The sequence below is a fragment of the Micromonospora sp. RL09-050-HVF-A genome (genome assembly GCF_019374995.1).
Taxonomy (GTDB): Bacteria; Actinomycetota; Actinomycetes; order Mycobacteriales; family Micromonosporaceae; genus Micromonospora; species Micromonospora antibiotica.
This window is the reverse complement of sequence record NZ_JAGKQP010000002.1, coordinates 1,326,506-1,341,527: the sequence shown is the minus strand read 5'-3', so window position 1 is coordinate 1,341,527 and position 15,022 is coordinate 1,326,506. Positions and strand designations below refer to the sequence as shown.

The following is a 15,022-nucleotide window of genomic DNA, read 5'->3' as shown; positions in this document are numbered from 1 at the left end:
GACCGGCGCGGCTCCGGCCTGACCGAAAGACGCCACATGCTGCCTTCCTCGTCCTCACCCCGACTCTCCCGCCGCGGCCTGCTCGCCGCCGGTGGTGGCGTGGCCCTGACCGCCCTCCTCGCCGCCTGCGGCGGGAGCGACGACCCGGCGAAGCCCGCCGCCGGTGGTTCCGCCGGCCCGTGGAGCTTCACCGACGACCGGCAGCGCAAGGTCGACGCGCCCGCCGCGCCGACCCGGGTGGTCGCCTTCACCGGGGTGGCCGCCGCGCTCGTCGACTTCGGACTCGACTCCCAGCTCGTGGGCGTGTTCGGGGAGACCACCCGGACCGACGGTTCCCGCGACCCGCAGGCCGGGGACCTCGACGTCGACCGGGTCACCGTGCTCGGCAACGTCTGGGGTGAGTTCAACGTGGAGAAGTACGCCGCGCTGCGCCCCGAGCTGCTGGTCACCCACATGTACGACCCGGACGCCCTCTGGTACGTCCCGGACGAGAGCCGCGACAAGATCCTCCAGCTCGCGCCGAGCGTGGCGATCACCACCGCCCGGACTCCGATGACCCGCCCGATCGAGCGCTATGCCGAGCTGGCCCGCTCGCTCGGCGCGGACCTGTCGGCCACGAAGGTCACCGAGGCCAAGGCCCGCTTCGAGGCCGCCGCCGAGCAGGTGCGGGCGGCGGTCAAGGCCAACCCGGGCATCCGGGTGATGGCCTCCTCGGGCAGCCCCGACCTGTTCTACGTCTCCAACCCGAAGGTCAGCACGGACCTGATGTACTTCGCCGAGCTGGGCGTGGAGATCGTGGTGCCGACCAAACTTGAGTCCGGCGACTACTTCGAGGCGCTGAGCTGGGAGAACGCCGGCAAGTTCCCGGCCGACCTGATCCTGCTGGACAACCGTTCCACCGCGTTGCAGCCCAAGGACCTCGCGGCCAAGCCGACCTGGGCGCAGCTGCCGGCGGTCCGGGCCAACCAGGTCACCCCGTGGGACGCGGTGCCCCGCTTCTCGTACGCGGGCGCGGCCCCGCTGCTGGAGAGCCTGGCCACCGCGATCCGTTCCGCCAAGCGTCTCGGCTGAGGCTGCCACCGGATCGCCGCAGCCGCCCGGCCGGGTCGGCCCGTCGAGAGCGGGCGGACCGTCGCCCGGCGCGACCGGTGGTGGGCGGGGTGCCCGCGTGCGGACACCCCGCCACCGGGCGTCACCGTGCCGACCGCTGCACCGGTGGTGTGCCGGTGCGGTCGTCTCCGTCCGCCGCTGCGGTGCGCCAGCCGCCGCAGGTGCGGACAGGACGACGGAAGCCGGTTCAGGCCGCTTCGACGGACCGGGTGCGACGCGCGGCCCGACCGGGCTGCTCCCAGCCGGTGCGCTGGTCGTCGGCGCCGCCGGTCGTCGTGTCACCGGCCATGGTCAGCGCCCGCTGCGCGTTGCGCGCGGCGTCGCAGGGCCACTCCTGGTGCTCGCAGAGCAGGTTGTCGCAACGCCCCGCCTGGTCCGGATGGTGTGCGTCGATCACGTCGAGGGCCATCCGCCACAGGAGCGGATCGGTCACCCCGGCGGGCACGGCGGCGCGGGTATGTCGCTGCGGGCGGTCGGTGTCGGGCATGGTCTCCCCCTTTGTCGGTACCGGAGAAGAGTCTCCACCGGGTCGGGTGGCAAAACCAACCGACCTTGGTGGGGATCACCACTCCACCCTTGTTGTGCAACTCGTTGCATAGCAGGATGCCGGGATGGCCCTCGAACACGCGATCCTGGTCTCGCTGCTGGAGCAGCCGGGCTCCGGCTACGAGTTGGCCCACCGGTTCGACCGCTCCATCGGTCGGTTCTGGACCGCCACCCACCAGCAGATCTACCGGGTGCTCGCCCGGATGGGGACCGACGGCTGGATCACCGCCGAACAGGTGGGCCAGCACGGCCGGCCCGACAAGCGGCGCTGGTCGGTCACCGGCACCGGCCACGCCGTGCTCACCGACTGGCTCCGCGAGGAGGTCCAACCGGAGGCGGTGCGCCACGAACTCGCCGTCAAGGTCCGGGGGGCCGCCTTCACCGACCGGGCCGGCCGGGTCGCCCTGCTCGTCGAGGTCGCCCGGTACCGCGCCGACCACGAGGCGGTGCTGGCCCGCTACCTGGCCGGCGAGCGCCGCGACTTCCCCGGGGGCGTCTCCGGCGACGACCGTGCCGCCCTCCAGCACGTCGTGCTGCGCGGCGGCATCGCGTACGAGCGGATGGTGCTGGCCTGGCTCGACGACGTCCTGGCCATCCTGCGCGGCCTGGACCACTGACCACCCGCACGCGCCGACCGCTGACCACCTTCGGAGAAGGGACCACCTCGCGATGACCGACGACAACCTGCTGCTCGACCCGCACCGTTACGACCCCGACCACCTGGACGAGGAGTCCCGCCGGCTGCTGCGGGCCACGGTCGACTTCTTCGAGCGCCGGGGCAAGAAGGCGCTCGTCGACAGCTACAACGACCACACCTGGTACGCCGACTTCCTCGACTTCGTCGCCGCGCAGGGGCTGTTCGCGGCCTTCTGCACCCCGGCCGCCGACGGTGGCGGTGACCCGGCCAAACGCTGGGACACCGCGCGCAACGCCGCGCTCAGCGAGGTGCTCGGCTTCTACGGGCTCGGCTACTGGTACACCTGGCAGGTCACCGTCCTCGGTCTCGGCCCGGTCTGGCAGAGCGACAACGCCGCCGTCCGCGCCCGCGCGGCGGGGCTGCTCGACGACGGGCACGTGATGGCGTTCGGCCTCTCCGAACGGGCCCACGGCGCCGACATCTACTCCACCGACATGCTGCTCACCCCCGACGGCGCGGACGGCTTCCGGGCCACCGGCGGCAAGTACTACATCGGCAACGGCAACGTCGCCGGGCTGGTCTCGGTCTTCGGTCGCCGCGCCGACGTCGAGGGGCCCGACGGCTACGTCTTCTTCGCCGCCGACAGCCGGCACCCGGCGTACCGGCTGGTCCGCAACGTGGTCAACGCGCAGATGTACGTCAGTGAGTTCCGGCTGGAGGACTACCCGGTGCGCGCCGAGGACGTGCTGCACACCGGCCGTGCTGCGTTCGACGCCGCGTTGAACACCGTCAACGTCGGCAAGTTCAACCTCTGCACCGCCAGCATCGGCATCTGCGAACACGCCATGTACGAGGCGGTCACCCACGCCCACCGCCGGGTGCTCTACGGCCGGCGGGTCACCGACTTCCCGCACGTGCGCCGGGAGTTGACCGACGCGTACGCCCGGTTGGTCGCGATGAAGCTGTTCAGCGACCGGGCGGTGGACTACTTCCGCTCGGCCGGCCCCGACGACCGGCGTTACCTGCTGTTCAACCCGATGACCAAGATGAAGGTGACCACCGAGGGCGAGCGGGTGATCGATCTGCTCTGGGACGTCATCGCCGCCAAGGGGTTCGAGGCGGACACCTACTTCGACAAGGCCGCCCGGGACATCCGGGGGCTGCCCAAGCTCGAAGGCACCGTGCACGTCAACCTGGCGCTGATCCTGAAGTTCATGGCGAACTACTTCTTCGCCCCGGCCGAGTTTCCCCCGGTGCCCACCCGGCACGACCCGGCCGACGACGGGTTCCTGTTCCGGCAGGGCCCGGCGCGTGGTCTGGGCGCGATCCGGTTCCACGACTGGCGGGCCGCGTACGCCGCCCGGGCCGAGGTGCCGAACGTGGCCCGGTTCACCGCCCAGGCCGACGGGTTGCGCGAGTTGCTCGCCGCCCACCCGCCGGGCGAGGAGCAGCAGGGTGACCTCGACTTCCTGCTCGCCCTCGGGCAGCTCTTCGCGCTGGTCGTCTACGGTCAGCTCATCCTGGAGCAGGCCGGGGCGACCGGGCTCGACGTCGACCTGCTCGACCAGATCTTCGACGTCCTGGTCCGCGACTTCGCCGGCCACGCCACCGAACTGCACGGCAAGCCGACCACCACCGACGCCCAGGCCGCCTGGGCGCTGACCCAGGTCCGTCGCCCGGTCGCCGACGCGGCCCGCGCCGGCCGGGTCTGGTCCCGGGTCCAGGCCCTGGCCGGCCGATACGAGATGACCCCCTGATCCCGCCCGTGGTGTCCCGTGGTGGGATGCCGTGCGGGTGTCGGCCCGTCGGCGGGGAACGGACCCGGGTGTCGCGCCGCTGGTCCGGGCCGGGGCGGCGGGCCCGTTCCGGGAGGTCGTCCGGCGGGGAGGGAGTCAGCAGATGCTCCGGGACGTCCTGCTCGGTGTCGCCGTCGCGGCGCTGGCCACCTGGGCGGCGTTGCTGGTCGGCCTGCTGATCGTGCGGCCCCGGGGTGCGCTGCTCAGGGAGGCGCTGCGGCTGCTGCCGGACCTGCTGCGGCTGCTGCGCCGGCTGGCCGGTGACGCCACCCTGCCGCGCGGGGTACGGGTGCGTCTCGGCCTGCTGATGGCCTACCTGGCGGTCCCGATCGACCTGATCCCGGACTTCGTTCCGGTCATCGGGTACGCCGACGACGCGATCATCGTGGCCGCGGTGCTGCGCGCGGTGGTCCGCCGGGCGGGTGTCGACGCGGTACGCCGGCACTGGCCGGGCACCGAGGACGGCTTCGCCGCGCTGTGCCGGCTGACCGGCATCCGCCCGCCCGACGGCGACCGGCCGGCAGCGGGTTGACGCCGCAGCCGCGCGCCGCACCGGTCGGGGCCCGCGACGGCCCGCGCCCAGGCCGACTCGCCGACCCGGCGGCTCAGCCACCCCCGGCCCGGAGAGCCGCACCGCCCGGAGCCGACCTGCCGGCTCAGCCACCCCCGACGCGGGGAGCCGCACCGCCCGGGGCGTGCGGCCCGGGGTGGCGCGGCTGGGGGAGGATGCGGGCATGCTGTTGATCGTCCCCGCCGACCCGCTGCGCCCCCGTCGAGCGGACCCGCACTTCGCGCCGGAGGCACAGGCCGCCCGCGAGGCCGGCCACCGGGTGGCCGTCGTCGACCACGACGCGCTCGCGGCGGGCCGCGACCCGGGGCGGGCGGTCGCCGGGGTCCCCGCCGACGACGACGCGGTCTACCGGGGCTGGATGCTGTCCGCCACCGGGTACGCCGGATTCGCCGAGGCGCTCCGCGCCCGGCAGGTGACCCTACGCACCGACCCCGACCAGTACCGCCGTGCCCACGAGCTGCCCGGGTGGTACGCCACCGCGGCGACGCTCACCCCCGAGTCCCGCTGGACGGTCGGCGTCGACCGGGCCGACTTCGACCGGGCGCGAGCCGGGCTGGGCGCCGGCCCGGCCGTGCTGCGCGACTGGACGAAGTCTGCCAAGCACCACTGGCACGAGGCGTGCTTCGTCCCCGAGCTGGCCGACGCGGAGGCCGCCTGGCGGATCGCGACCCGGCTGCGCGAACTGCGCGACGACGACTTCACCGGTGGTTTCGTGCTGCGCCGGTTCGAGCCGCTGTCCGGTGTCGAGGTGCGCACCTGGTGGGTCGCCGGCCGGTGCGTGCTCACCGGCCCGCACCCGGACACCCCGGGGGAGCTTCCCGACGCCCCGGTGGACACCGGGCCGCTGGCCCCTGTGCTGTCCGCGCTCGGTCTGCCGTTCGTCACCGCCGACCTGGCCCGGCATGCCGACGGTCGGTGGCGGCTGGTGGAGATCGGCGACGGCCAGGTCAGCGACCGCCCGTCCACCATGGCCCCGCAAGCCCTGGTCGCCGCCCTCACCTGACGGCGGTCGGTGCCGGGCGACCCGCCCAGCCGGTGGTGATCAGCAGCAGCGCGGCCAGGTAGGTGGTCATCACCCACAGCCCGTGGCCGGGCAGTCGGACACCCGTCGCCTCGACCCCGATCAGCAGGTCGGACAGGAGGAACAGCGCACCTCCGGCGGCCACCCGCCGGGACACCCCCCAGCCGGCGGCGGCCATCAGGCTCAGCGCCAGGCTGTAGCCGAGCACCGGCAGCCGCAGGTCGCCCAGCCGGCCCCAGAGCAGCGCGTTCCCCGCCGCCCACAGGGTGAGGTATCCGGCGACTGCCCCCGCCGGTGGCCGCCGGTGGCGCAGGAACGCCACCAGGAACGCAGCCTGGGTGCCGAGGAAACACCCCATCCCGATCAGGAACGCGGTGGTGCCGGGGACCAGCAGCGCCACGTCACCCGCCGTCGCGCAGACCAGCCCGGTCGCCACCGGGTCCCACCGCCGCCGTACGGCGAGCAGCCAGCCGAGCAGCAGCGGGGCGAGCAGCGGCTTGGCCGCCCACTGCACCGCTGTCGAGTCGAGCGCGACCCCGGTCAGCTCCACGGCGGTGACCAGCCCGAACGACCCGAGAAGCCACCGTCCCGCCACCCCGGTCGTCCCTGCGGGCTGTGGCACCCCCGCCGGCTCTGGCACCCCGGTCGGCGGTGGCGGCACCGGCACTCCCGCCGGAGACGCGCCGGCCCCCGCCTGGTGCGGCCCGGGACGCCCGGGTGGGCGGTCGGGTCGAAAGTGGCTCATCGGGCGGGCTGCCAACCGGGGCGGCCGAGGACATGCCCGAGCCGGTGCCGCCACGAGCCGGCCCGCCGGACGTCGGCCCAGATCGCCGCGTACTCGTGGGTGGCCACCCGCAGCGGGTTGTAGGTGCCGATGTTCGTGGTCAGCCCGTACCGGACGGGGGTGTGTTCCGGGGCGAAGCTGCCGAAGAGCCGGTCCCAGACGATCAGGATGCCGCCGTAGTTGCGGTCCAGGTACTCGCGGTTCGCCCCGTGGTGCACCCGGTGGTGCGACGGGGTGTTGAAGACCCACTCGACCGGTCGGGGCAGCCGGTCGATCCGCTCGGTGTGCAGGAAGAACTGGTAGAGCAGGCTGACCGACTGCTGGAGGAAGATCATCCAGGGCGGGATGCCGAGCAGCGCCAGCGGCAGCCAGAACGGCAGCGAGGTCATCGGCGTCCAGCTCTGCCGCAGCGCGGTGGACAGGTTGAAGTGCGTGCTGGAGTGGTGCACCACGTGGCTGGCCCAGAACAGGCGTACCTCGTGGTGGGTGCGGTGGAACCAATAGTAGGCCAGGTCGTCGGCGAGGAACAGCAGCACCCAGGTCCCGACGCTGGTGGGGGAGAGCTGCACCGGGGCGACGGTCCACAGCGCGACGTAGAGACCGACGGTGAGCAGTTTCCACGGGAAGCCGATCAGTTGGCTGCCGGCGCCCATGGTGAGGCTGGTGGTCGTGTCCCGCCGCTCGTAGCCGCGTTCGTCGTCGTCCGGCGCGAACCGGTACGACCACGCCTCGACGGCGATGAGCAGCAGGAACGCCGGTACGGCGTAGAGCACGGCGGGGATCATGCGCGACGTTCCCTTCCGGGGGACGGGCGGCGGGGGTGGACGCCCGGGACGGGTCGGCGGGTCGGGGTGGGTAGCGGTCGGCGGGTCGGGGTGGGTAGCGGTCGGCGGGTGGGTGGCGGTCAGCCGGTGGGGGCGGTGAGGGACGCGGTGAGCAGGGTGTGGGCCTCGGTGGCGGCGTCGTCGCCCCGGCCGTCGGCGATCGCGGCGGCCAGCCGGCGGTGCCCGGCGACGTCCAGCAACTCGGCTGCGCGTCGCTGCGGCGGCACCTCCCCGACGGCCAGCGCCCCGGCCACCAGGCTGTTGAAGGAGAGCAGGTAGGCGGTGTTGCCGCTGCCGGTGACGATGTGCCGCCACAGCGCGATGTTCGCCTCGGCCATGGCGGCCAGGTCGGGTGCGAGCGCGGCGAACCGTTCCACGGTGTCGACCACGACCCGCCCCACCGCCCCGGTGGCCCGGACGGCGCAGCGCCGGGCCGCGTCGACCCCGACGCAGGCGCGCATTTCCAGCATGTCCCGGACCAGGTGCTCCACCGGCAGCACGTCGCCGGACTGGACGAGGGACAGGGCCAGGTCGAGGCCGGCGTGCACCCGCCAGTCCAGCACCCGGGTGACGCCGCCCTGGCTGACCCGCAGCAGCCCGAGCTGTTGGAGCCGGCGCAGCGCCTCCCGCACGGCGTGCCGGTTGACGGCGAACGCGGCGGCGAGTTCGCGTTCACCGGGCAGCGGGTCGCCCGGGGCGTGCCGCCCGCTGACGATGGCGTCGCGGAGCTGGGCGAAGACGTGGTCGGAGACGGAGCTGCGGGGCACGGGGACGAAGGCCACGGCAGCAGTGTGCCGGCGTACCCATCAACCCGTCAACTGGTTGGACCAGTCGTACCGAAAGAAACGGCGGCCGGGTCGGGTGACCCGGCCGCCGTCCCGACGGACCTCACCGGTGACCGTTGCCGGGTGCCCGCAACGGCCGCGCGGACCTCAGGCCCGACCGCGCTCCCGGCGGTAGCGGCTGATCAGCGCCGCCGTGGAGGAGTCCACGTCGGACAGGTCCGGCGCGTCCCCGGTCAGCTTCGGCGCGAGCTGGTTGGCCATCACCTTCCCCAGCTCCACCCCCCACTGGTCGAACGGGTTGATGTTCCACACCGCGCCGCAGGTGAACACGATGTGCTCGTAGAGCGCGATGAGCTGGCCCAGCGTCGACGGGGTGAGCTTCGGCGCGATGATCGAGGTGGTCGGGTGGTTGCCCGGCATCACCCGGTGCGGCACCACCTCGGCGGGCGTGCCCTCCGCCTCGACCTGCTCCGCCGTCCGGCCGAAGGCCAGTGCGGCGGTCTGCGCGAAGAAGTTCGACATGAACAGGTCGTGCATCTCGCCCAGGTCGTGGTTGGGCTGGCTGAACGCGATGAAGTCCGCCGGGATCAGCACGGTGCCCTGGTGGATGAGCTGATAGAAGGCGTGCTGGCCGTTGGTGCCCGGCTCGCCCCAGAAGATCTCCCCGGTCGGGTGGTCGACCGGCGTGCCGTCCAGGGTCACCGACTTGCCGTTGCTCTCCATGGTCAGCTGTTGCAGGTACGCCGGGAACCGGTGCAGGTACTGCGAGTACGGCAGCACGGCGTGGGTCTGCGCGCCGAGGAAGTCGACGTACCAGACGTTGAGCAGGCCCAGCAGCGCCGGCAGGTTCCGCTCCACCGGCGCGGTACGGAAGTGCTCGTCGACGGCGTGGTAGCCGGCCAGCAGCTCGCGGAACCGGTCCGGCCCGACCGCCAGCATCACCGACAGCCCGACCGCCGACGGCAGCGAGTAGCGGCCACCCACCCAGTCCCAGAAGCCGAACATGTTCTCCGGGTCGATGCCGAAGTCGGCCACCCGGCCCGCGTTGGTGCTCACCGCCACGAAGTGCTTCGCGATCGCCGCGTCGTCGTCGGCGTCCAGGCCCGACAGCAGCCACGTCTTGGCCTGCTCGGCGTTGGCCAGCGTCTCCTGCGTGGAGAAGGTCTTCGACACCACCACGAACAGGGTGCTCGCCGGGTCGAGGTCGTGGGTCTTGTCGTGGATGTCGGTCGGGTCGATGTTGGAGACGAACCGGCAGGCGATCCCGCCGTCCCGGTACGCCTTGAGCGCCTCGTACGCCATCACCGGGCCGAGGTCGGAGCCGCCGATGCCGATGTTGACCACCGTGCTGATCCGCTCGCCGGTGTGCCCGCGCCACTGCCCGGAGCGGACCCGCTCGCTGAACGCGGCCATCCGGTCCAGCACCCGGTGCACGTCGGCGACCACGTCCTGCCCGTCCACCGTCAGTGCGGCGTCGCGCGGCAGCCGCAGCGCGGTGTGCAGCACGGCCCGGTCCTCGGTGGAGTTGATGTGCTCCCCGGCGAACATCGCGGCGATCCGGTCGGTCAGCCCGACCCGCCCGGCCAGCGCGGTGAGCAGCCCGATGGTCTCGTCGGTGACGAGGTGCTTGCTGTAGTCGACGTGCAGGTCGGCGACCTCGCCGGTGAGCCGCTCACCCCGTTGCCGGTCGGCCGCGAACAGCTCCCGCAGGTGGGTGCCGCGCATCGTCTCGGCGTGCTTGCGCAGCGCCTGCCATTCGTCGGTGGTGGTCACACTCGCAGCCATCGGGTCGATCTTCTCCTTCACGACGGTCGTCGGCGCGTGGTGCCGCCGACGGTTCGCGTCCCAGCCTGCCACCCGGGGCGCGGCCACGCGACGCGACCCGGCGCAGCCGCCGCCCCGGGGTGGCCGGCGACACGCCAATGCGACAGGTGTACGACACGCCGACCACGGGGCGACATCGCCTCGTCGCCGACAGTAGGCTCGCCGTGCCCTGCCCCCTTCGGCCCGGGAGGACCCATGGCGACGGTGATCGGCCCCCGCCGTTCGACCCCCACGGACGAGCCTGCGGCGGAGGCCGGTTCGGCGGAGGCCGGGCTGGATCTGCCGGAGTTGGCGGACGGCGGATGGATGCACCATGCCACCGAGTTCGCGCACACCAGTTTCCGGTCGGTGGCCCGCCGGCTGCCCCGGCTGGTGCGCGAGGCCATCGCGTTGGCCTGGGCGACCAACCGTCGCGACACCCTCGCCGCGATCGGTCTGAACCTCGCCGCCGGGGTGATGACCACCCTCGGCCTGCTCGCCACCACCGGGGTGCTGCGCGAGTTGTTCGCCGCCGGTCCGACGCCCGACCGGGTCCGGGCCGCGCTGCCCGCGCTGGTCCTGGCCGCCGCGGCGGTGGCCGTGAAGGGCACGTTGACCGTCACCGCCGGCTGGGCGCAGGCCCGGCTGATCCCACAGATCAACTACGCGGTGGAGCTGCGGCTGTTCGAGACCACCACGGCGGTCGAGCTGGCCGCCTTCGACGACGCCGGTTTCGCCGAGGAGATGGACCGGGTCCGCGACCGGGGGATGGCCGAGGCGGCGTCGATCGTCGACCACACCGTCAACCTGATCACCGGGGTGGTGGGCGTGCTGGCCACCGCCGCCGCGGTGACCGTGATCCAACCGGTGCTGCTGCCCTGCCTGCTGCTGGCTGCCGTGCCGGAGGCGGTCACCGCGGTGCGGATGGCCCGCCGGCAGTACCTGGACATGCTGGCCCGGATCAACCGCCGCCGCCGGATGTGGATGCTCGCCCACCTGATGGCCAACCGGCACACCGCCGCCGAGGTACGCGCCTACCAGATGCGGGACTTCCTGCTCGCCGAGTTCCGCCGGATGATGACCGTCGAGACGGCCGCGCTGCTGCGGCTGGCCCGGGCGCAGAGCCGGACCAGGGCCGTCGGGATGTCCGTCGGCGGGATCGCGGCCTTCGCGGTCTACGCCGTGCTCGGCGGGCTGCTGCTCACCGGCGTGGTCGCGCTCGCCGCGGCGGCGACCGCCCTGCTCGCCCTCCAGTCGGCGCGCAGCAGCCTCGCGCTCGCCGTCTACGCCACCAACAACCTCTACGAGGACGCCCTCTACTACCAGGACTACCGGGACTTCCTCGACCGGGCCGACAGCCGCACCGCCGCCGGGCAGGGGCGGCCCACCGCCGGCTTCGAGCACATCGAGCTGGACCGGGTCAGCCTGCGTTACCCGGACACCGACGCCCCGGCGGTGGACGAGGTCAGCCTGACCATCCGGCGGGGCGAGGTGATCGCCCTGGTCGGTGAGAACGGCTCCGGCAAGACCACCCTGGCCAAGCTGATCGCCGGCCTCTACCGGCCCACCGGCGGGGTGATCCGGTGGGACGACGTCGACGTCGCCGAGTTGGACCCGGCGGCGACGGCCGCCCAGGTGGCGGTGATGACCCAGGAGTGGTGGAAGTTCCCGTTCACCGCCGCGCAGAACATCCGCATCGGCCGGCACGACCGGCCCCCGGACGCGGCCGGCCCGACCGTCGAGGACGCCGCCCGGTCGGCCGCCGCGCACGACATGATCGCCGGGCTGCCGTTCGGCTACGACACCCTGCTGGCCCGGGAGTTCAAGAACGGCCACGACCTCTCCGGCGGGCAGTGGCAGCGGCTGGTGGCCGCCCGGGGCCTCTACCGCGACGCCCGGTTGCTGATCTGCGACGAGCCGTCGGCCGCCCTCGACGCCCGCGCCGAGCACGCGCTCTTCGAGCACCTGCGGCGGCGGCCCGACCGGACGGTCGTGTTGATCACCCACCGGTTGGCCAACGTCCGGCACGCCGACCAGATCTTCGTGATGGACCACGGTCGGCTGGTGCAGCAGGGCGACCACGACACGCTGATGGCCGCCGACGGGCCCTACCGGGAGCTGTTCGAGTTGCAGGCGAGCGGCTACCTCGCCGCCACCGAGTGACGGCGGCTCAGGCATCGACGTTCGTTGAACTCTTGGGGATGTTTCGATAGCGTCACCTGGTAACCCCTCGACCTCGGCGGTGGCGGCTGAGCGACGGCACAGGCGGGTGTGGCCTCCGGGCGACCACCCCGCCTCCCCGGGCCGGCCACCGCACTCGGGCGAAAGGTCGGGACGGTGCACCCCTCACCGTCTTGAAAGGTCTCTGCCATGAACCATGTGTCCGCCCGCAGCAGCGGGCGTCGGACCACACCACCGCGGCTGCGTGCCGCACTGGTCTCGATCGTTACCGGCGTGGTCGCCGTCGGCACCACCGTCGCCCTCGCCTCCAGTGCCAGCGCCGGCACCACCCTCGGTGCCGCCGCCGCCGAGACGGGCCGCTACTTCGGCACCGCGGTGGCGGTGAACAGGCTCGCCGACTCCGTCTACGTCGGCATCCTGAACCGTGAGTTCACCTCGGTGACCGCCGAGAACGAGATGAAGTGGGACGCCACCGAGCCCAGCCCGAACCAGTTCACCTACGCCAGTGGCGACAAGCTGGTCAGCCACGCCCAGGCCAACGGGATGCGGGTCCGCGGTCACACGCTGGCCTGGCACCAGCAGCAACCGCGCTGGACGGCGGTCCTGTCCGGCACCGCCCTGCGCAACGCCATGCTCAACCACGTCACCCAGGTCGCCACCCACTACCGGGGCAAGATCCACGCGTGGAACGTGGTGAACGAGGCGTTCGCCGACGGTGGCAGCGGTGCGCGTCGGGACTCCAACCTGCAGCGCACCGGTGACGACTGGATCGAGGCGGCGTTCCGGGCCGCCCGCGCCGCCGACCCGGGCGCGAAGCTCTGCTACAACGACTACTACACCGACGGGCAGAACCCGAAGAGCAACGGCGTGTACGCCATGGTCCAGGACTTCAAGGCCCGGGGCGTGCCGATCGACTGCGTCGGCTTCCAGTCCCACTTCACCGCCCAGTCGCCGGTGCCGTCGGACTACCAGGCCAACCTCCAGCGATTCGTCGACCTCGGCGTCGAGGTGCAGATCACCGAGCTGGACATCGAGGGCTCCGGCAGTTCCCAGGCCGACAGCTACTCCCGCGTGGTCAGCGCCTGCCTGGCGGTCTCCCGCTGCACCGGCATCACCGTCTCCGGCATCCGGGACACCGACTCGTGGCGGGCCAGCGCCACCCCGCTGCTCTTCGACGGCAACGGCGCCAAGAAGGCCGCGTACGCCTCCACGTTGGACGCGCTCAACGCGGGCGGCACCACCGTCCCGCCGACCACGCCGCCGCCGCCCGGTGACGGTGCCTGCACCGCGGCGGTGTCGGTGAACTCCTGGCCCGGCGGCTTCGTGACCACCGTCAAGGTCACCGCCGGCCCGGCCGGGCTCGACGGTTGGGTGGTCAACCTGCCCCTGCCGTCGGACGCCACCGTCACCAACGCGTGGAACGCGCAGCACACCGGCACCTCCGGTGCGGTCAGCTTCCGCAACGTCAGCTACAACGGCACCGTCGGTGCGGGAGCCGGCACCGAGTTCGGTTTCCAGGGCACCGGCAACGGTCCCACCGGCACGGCGACCTGCGCCCGCGCCTGACCGGACACCGACCCCACCCCGGCGCGGCGGCGACCGTCGCGGTCAGACCGCCGTCACCGGATGCCGGACCACCCCGTCGAAGAGGTACCCGAGGTCGTTGCCCGGGGCCCGGTCGGGCTGACCCCGGCCGGTCACGTCCACCGCGCGGGCCCGCAGCGTCCACCGGCCGGCGGTCGGCGGACACCACCGCGTCGACCACCGCTGCCAGGGCCCGCCCGGTCCGCCCCGACCAGCGTGGCGGGCTGCCACCCGTCGCCCGTGTCGACCTCGACCCGGTCGATCGGACCGGCCCCGGACCACGACCGGCCGGTCAGCGTGGTCTCGACACCGGCCGCCAGCCGGGCGTCCCAGGGCAGCTCGAACGCGCTCTTGACCGACTGCGTGTCGGCCGGCCCACCGTCGACCGGCCGGCCGGGTCCGAACATCCGGTAGAGGCTGGTGTTCCACGGGGAGAACAGCGCGACGGTGGAGACCTCGATCGCACCGACCCACTTGATCGAGGAGATCCCGATCCAGCCGGGCACCACCACCCGGACCGGGAAGCCGTGGTCGGGTGGCAGCGGCGCACCGTTCATCTCGTACGCCAGCAGCACGTCGTCGAGGGCCTTGCCGATCGGCAGCGGACGGCGTACCCGGCCGAGGTCGACACCCCCGGTGACGTACGGCGGGTCCAGGCCCTCCGGCATCACGTCGACCGCGTCGGGGGTCAGCCCGGCGTGCCGTAGCACGGTGGCCAGCGGCACCCCGCGCCAGCGGGCCACCCCGACACCGCCGAGCCGCCACTGCACCCCGGCGGCGGGGGTGTCCTGCTGGCTGGCGAAGAAGTGCCGCCCGTTGCCGGCGCACTCGACCAGGGCGGGTAGCTCGACGGCGGGTAGCGCCCGCAGGTCGGCGTAGCCGAACTCGACCGGGGCGTCCCGGGTCGGGGCGTCGCGCAGGCCGTCGCCGTGCAGCCGCAGTCGCCAGGTGTCGGCGTCGATGCGGGGTGTGTGGGTGTGGTTGCGGACGAAGAACCGGTCGTTCGGCACCACGTATCCCTGGCCGGCCATCGCCTCCCACCGCATCTCGGCGTTGCCCTCGCGGGGCGTGAGCTGCGCGGGGTCGAGCGGTTTGACGATGCCCGGGGGCACCCCGACCGGCCCGGTGGCGGGCGTGACCGGCTCCCGGGTGTCGGTGGCGAGGGCGCTCATCGCCGTGCCCACCGCGATCAGCTCGGCGCGGGACACCCCGGGGTCCCGGGCCTGACCGGCCAGCCACTGCCGGGCCCGGCGGGCGTCGTGGTCTGCCTCGTCGTACGACACAACGGTGGACACCGGGGCTCCTTCGGCTCGGCGACGGTAACTCCTATTGAATCAGTAGGAGTTACCCGCCGGGCAGGGCCACTGGCCGACCACGGCC

General features: G+C 73.2%; 13 protein-coding genes. 7 read left to right on the top strand and 6 right to left on the bottom strand.

Annotation, left to right across the window (positions count from 1 at the left end; translation table 11 throughout):
- Positions 1 to 36 precede the first annotated feature (36 nt).
- On the top strand, positions 37 to 1,071 hold the full coding sequence (locus tag J7462_RS06250) for an ABC transporter substrate-binding protein (RefSeq protein ID WP_219462593.1): 1,035 nt from the start codon (positions 37 to 39) through the stop codon (positions 1,069 to 1,071).
- Between the two features lie 226 nt (positions 1,072 to 1,297).
- Here J7462_RS06250 and J7462_RS06245 read toward each other — a convergent pair whose 3' ends face one another.
- On the bottom strand, positions 1,298 to 1,597 hold the full coding sequence (locus J7462_RS06245) for a hypothetical protein (RefSeq protein WP_219462590.1): 300 nt from the start codon (positions 1,595 to 1,597) through the stop codon (positions 1,298 to 1,300).
- Positions 1,598 to 1,721: 124 nt separating this feature from the next.
- Here J7462_RS06245 and J7462_RS06240 point away from each other — a divergent pair, with 124 nt between their 5' ends.
- The 4 genes from J7462_RS06240 (at position 1,722) to J7462_RS06225 (ending at position 5,663) form a co-directional block, all read left to right on the top strand.
- Positions 1,722 to 2,273 carry a PadR family transcriptional regulator gene (locus tag J7462_RS06240; RefSeq protein WP_219462588.1) on the top strand — a complete coding sequence of 184 codons (552 nt, stop codon included), beginning with the start codon at positions 1,722 to 1,724 and terminating at the stop codon, positions 2,271 to 2,273.
- A 52-nt stretch (positions 2,274 to 2,325) separates the two neighbouring features.
- Positions 2,326 to 4,050 carry an acyl-CoA dehydrogenase gene (locus tag J7462_RS06235; protein WP_255597605.1) on the top strand — a complete coding sequence of 575 codons (1,725 nt, stop codon included), beginning with the start codon at positions 2,326 to 2,328 and terminating at the stop codon, positions 4,048 to 4,050.
- 142 nt (positions 4,051 to 4,192) lie between these two features.
- Entirely contained in the window at positions 4,193 to 4,621 is a 429-nt protein-coding gene (locus J7462_RS06230; RefSeq protein WP_219462585.1) for a YkvA family protein, read from the top strand.
- Positions 4,622 to 4,823: 202 nt separating this feature from the next.
- Positions 4,824 to 5,663 carry an ATP-grasp domain-containing protein gene (locus J7462_RS06225; protein ID WP_219462583.1) on the top strand — a complete coding sequence of 280 codons (840 nt, stop codon included), beginning with the start codon at positions 4,824 to 4,826 and terminating at the stop codon, positions 5,661 to 5,663.
- On the opposite strand, the gene J7462_RS06220 is transcribed toward J7462_RS06225, so the two are convergent.
- From J7462_RS06220 to pgi, 4 genes are all read right to left on the bottom strand, one after another.
- Positions 5,656 to 6,276 (bottom strand): lysoplasmalogenase, encoded by a 621-nt coding sequence (locus J7462_RS06220; RefSeq protein ID WP_219462582.1) that lies wholly within the window; start codon positions 6,274 to 6,276, stop codon positions 5,656 to 5,658. The genes J7462_RS06225 and J7462_RS06220 overlap by 8 nt on opposite strands.
- Before the next feature lie 146 nt (positions 6,277 to 6,422).
- Positions 6,423 to 7,250, bottom strand: coding sequence for a sterol desaturase family protein (locus J7462_RS06215; RefSeq protein WP_219462579.1), 828 nt, complete (start codon positions 7,248 to 7,250; stop codon positions 6,423 to 6,425).
- Positions 7,251 to 7,369: 119 nt separating this feature from the next.
- Entirely contained in the window at positions 7,370 to 8,071 is a 702-nt protein-coding gene (locus tag J7462_RS33190) for a FadR/GntR family transcriptional regulator (protein WP_219462578.1), read from the bottom strand.
- A gap of 150 nt (positions 8,072 to 8,221) precedes the next feature.
- Positions 8,222 to 9,859, bottom strand: coding sequence for a glucose-6-phosphate isomerase (pgi, locus tag J7462_RS06205; RefSeq protein ID WP_219462568.1), 1,638 nt, complete (start codon positions 9,857 to 9,859; stop codon positions 8,222 to 8,224).
- Positions 9,860 to 10,093: 234 nt separating this feature from the next.
- Here pgi and J7462_RS06200 point away from each other — a divergent pair, with 234 nt between their 5' ends.
- On the top strand, positions 10,094 to 12,040 hold the full coding sequence (locus tag J7462_RS06200) for an ABC transporter ATP-binding protein (protein WP_219462566.1): 1,947 nt from the start codon (positions 10,094 to 10,096) through the stop codon (positions 12,038 to 12,040).
- A 207-nt stretch (positions 12,041 to 12,247) separates the two neighbouring features.
- Positions 12,248 to 13,624 (top strand): endo-1,4-beta-xylanase, encoded by a 1,377-nt coding sequence (locus J7462_RS06195; protein WP_219462564.1) that lies wholly within the window; start codon positions 12,248 to 12,250, stop codon positions 13,622 to 13,624.
- A 131-nt stretch (positions 13,625 to 13,755) separates the two neighbouring features.
- On the opposite strand, the gene J7462_RS06190 is transcribed toward J7462_RS06195, so the two are convergent.
- Positions 13,756 to 14,937, bottom strand: coding sequence for a molybdopterin-dependent oxidoreductase (locus J7462_RS06190; RefSeq protein WP_308290780.1), 1,182 nt, complete (start codon positions 14,935 to 14,937; stop codon positions 13,756 to 13,758).
- Between the last annotated feature and the right edge of the window lie 85 nt (positions 14,938 to 15,022).

Excerpts from the sequence above, each read along its gene's own strand:
- J7462_RS06195 (WP_219462564.1), top strand. The coding sequence starts at position 12,248 with ATGAACCATGTGTCCGCCCGCAGCAGCGGGCGTCGGACCACACCACCG.
- J7462_RS06235 (WP_255597605.1), top strand. The coding sequence starts at position 2,326 with ATGACCGACGACAACCTGCTGCTCGACCCGCACCGTTACGACCCCGAC.
- pgi (WP_219462568.1), bottom strand. The coding sequence starts at position 9,859 with ATGGCTGCGAGTGTGACCACCACCGACGAATGGCAGGCGCTGCGCAAG.
- J7462_RS06245 (WP_219462590.1), bottom strand. The coding sequence starts at position 1,597 with ATGCCCGACACCGACCGCCCGCAGCGACATACCCGCGCCGCCGTGCCC.
- J7462_RS06225 (WP_219462583.1), top strand. The coding sequence starts at position 4,824 with ATGCTGTTGATCGTCCCCGCCGACCCGCTGCGCCCCCGTCGAGCGGAC.
- J7462_RS06200 (WP_219462566.1), top strand. The coding sequence starts at position 10,094 with ATGGCGACGGTGATCGGCCCCCGCCGTTCGACCCCCACGGACGAGCCT.
- J7462_RS06240 (WP_219462588.1), top strand. The coding sequence starts at position 1,722 with ATGGCCCTCGAACACGCGATCCTGGTCTCGCTGCTGGAGCAGCCGGGC.
- J7462_RS06230 (WP_219462585.1), top strand. The coding sequence starts at position 4,193 with ATGCTCCGGGACGTCCTGCTCGGTGTCGCCGTCGCGGCGCTGGCCACC.
- J7462_RS06250 (WP_219462593.1), top strand. The coding sequence starts at position 37 with ATGCTGCCTTCCTCGTCCTCACCCCGACTCTCCCGCCGCGGCCTGCTC.
- J7462_RS06215 (WP_219462579.1), bottom strand. The coding sequence starts at position 7,250 with ATGATCCCCGCCGTGCTCTACGCCGTACCGGCGTTCCTGCTGCTCATC.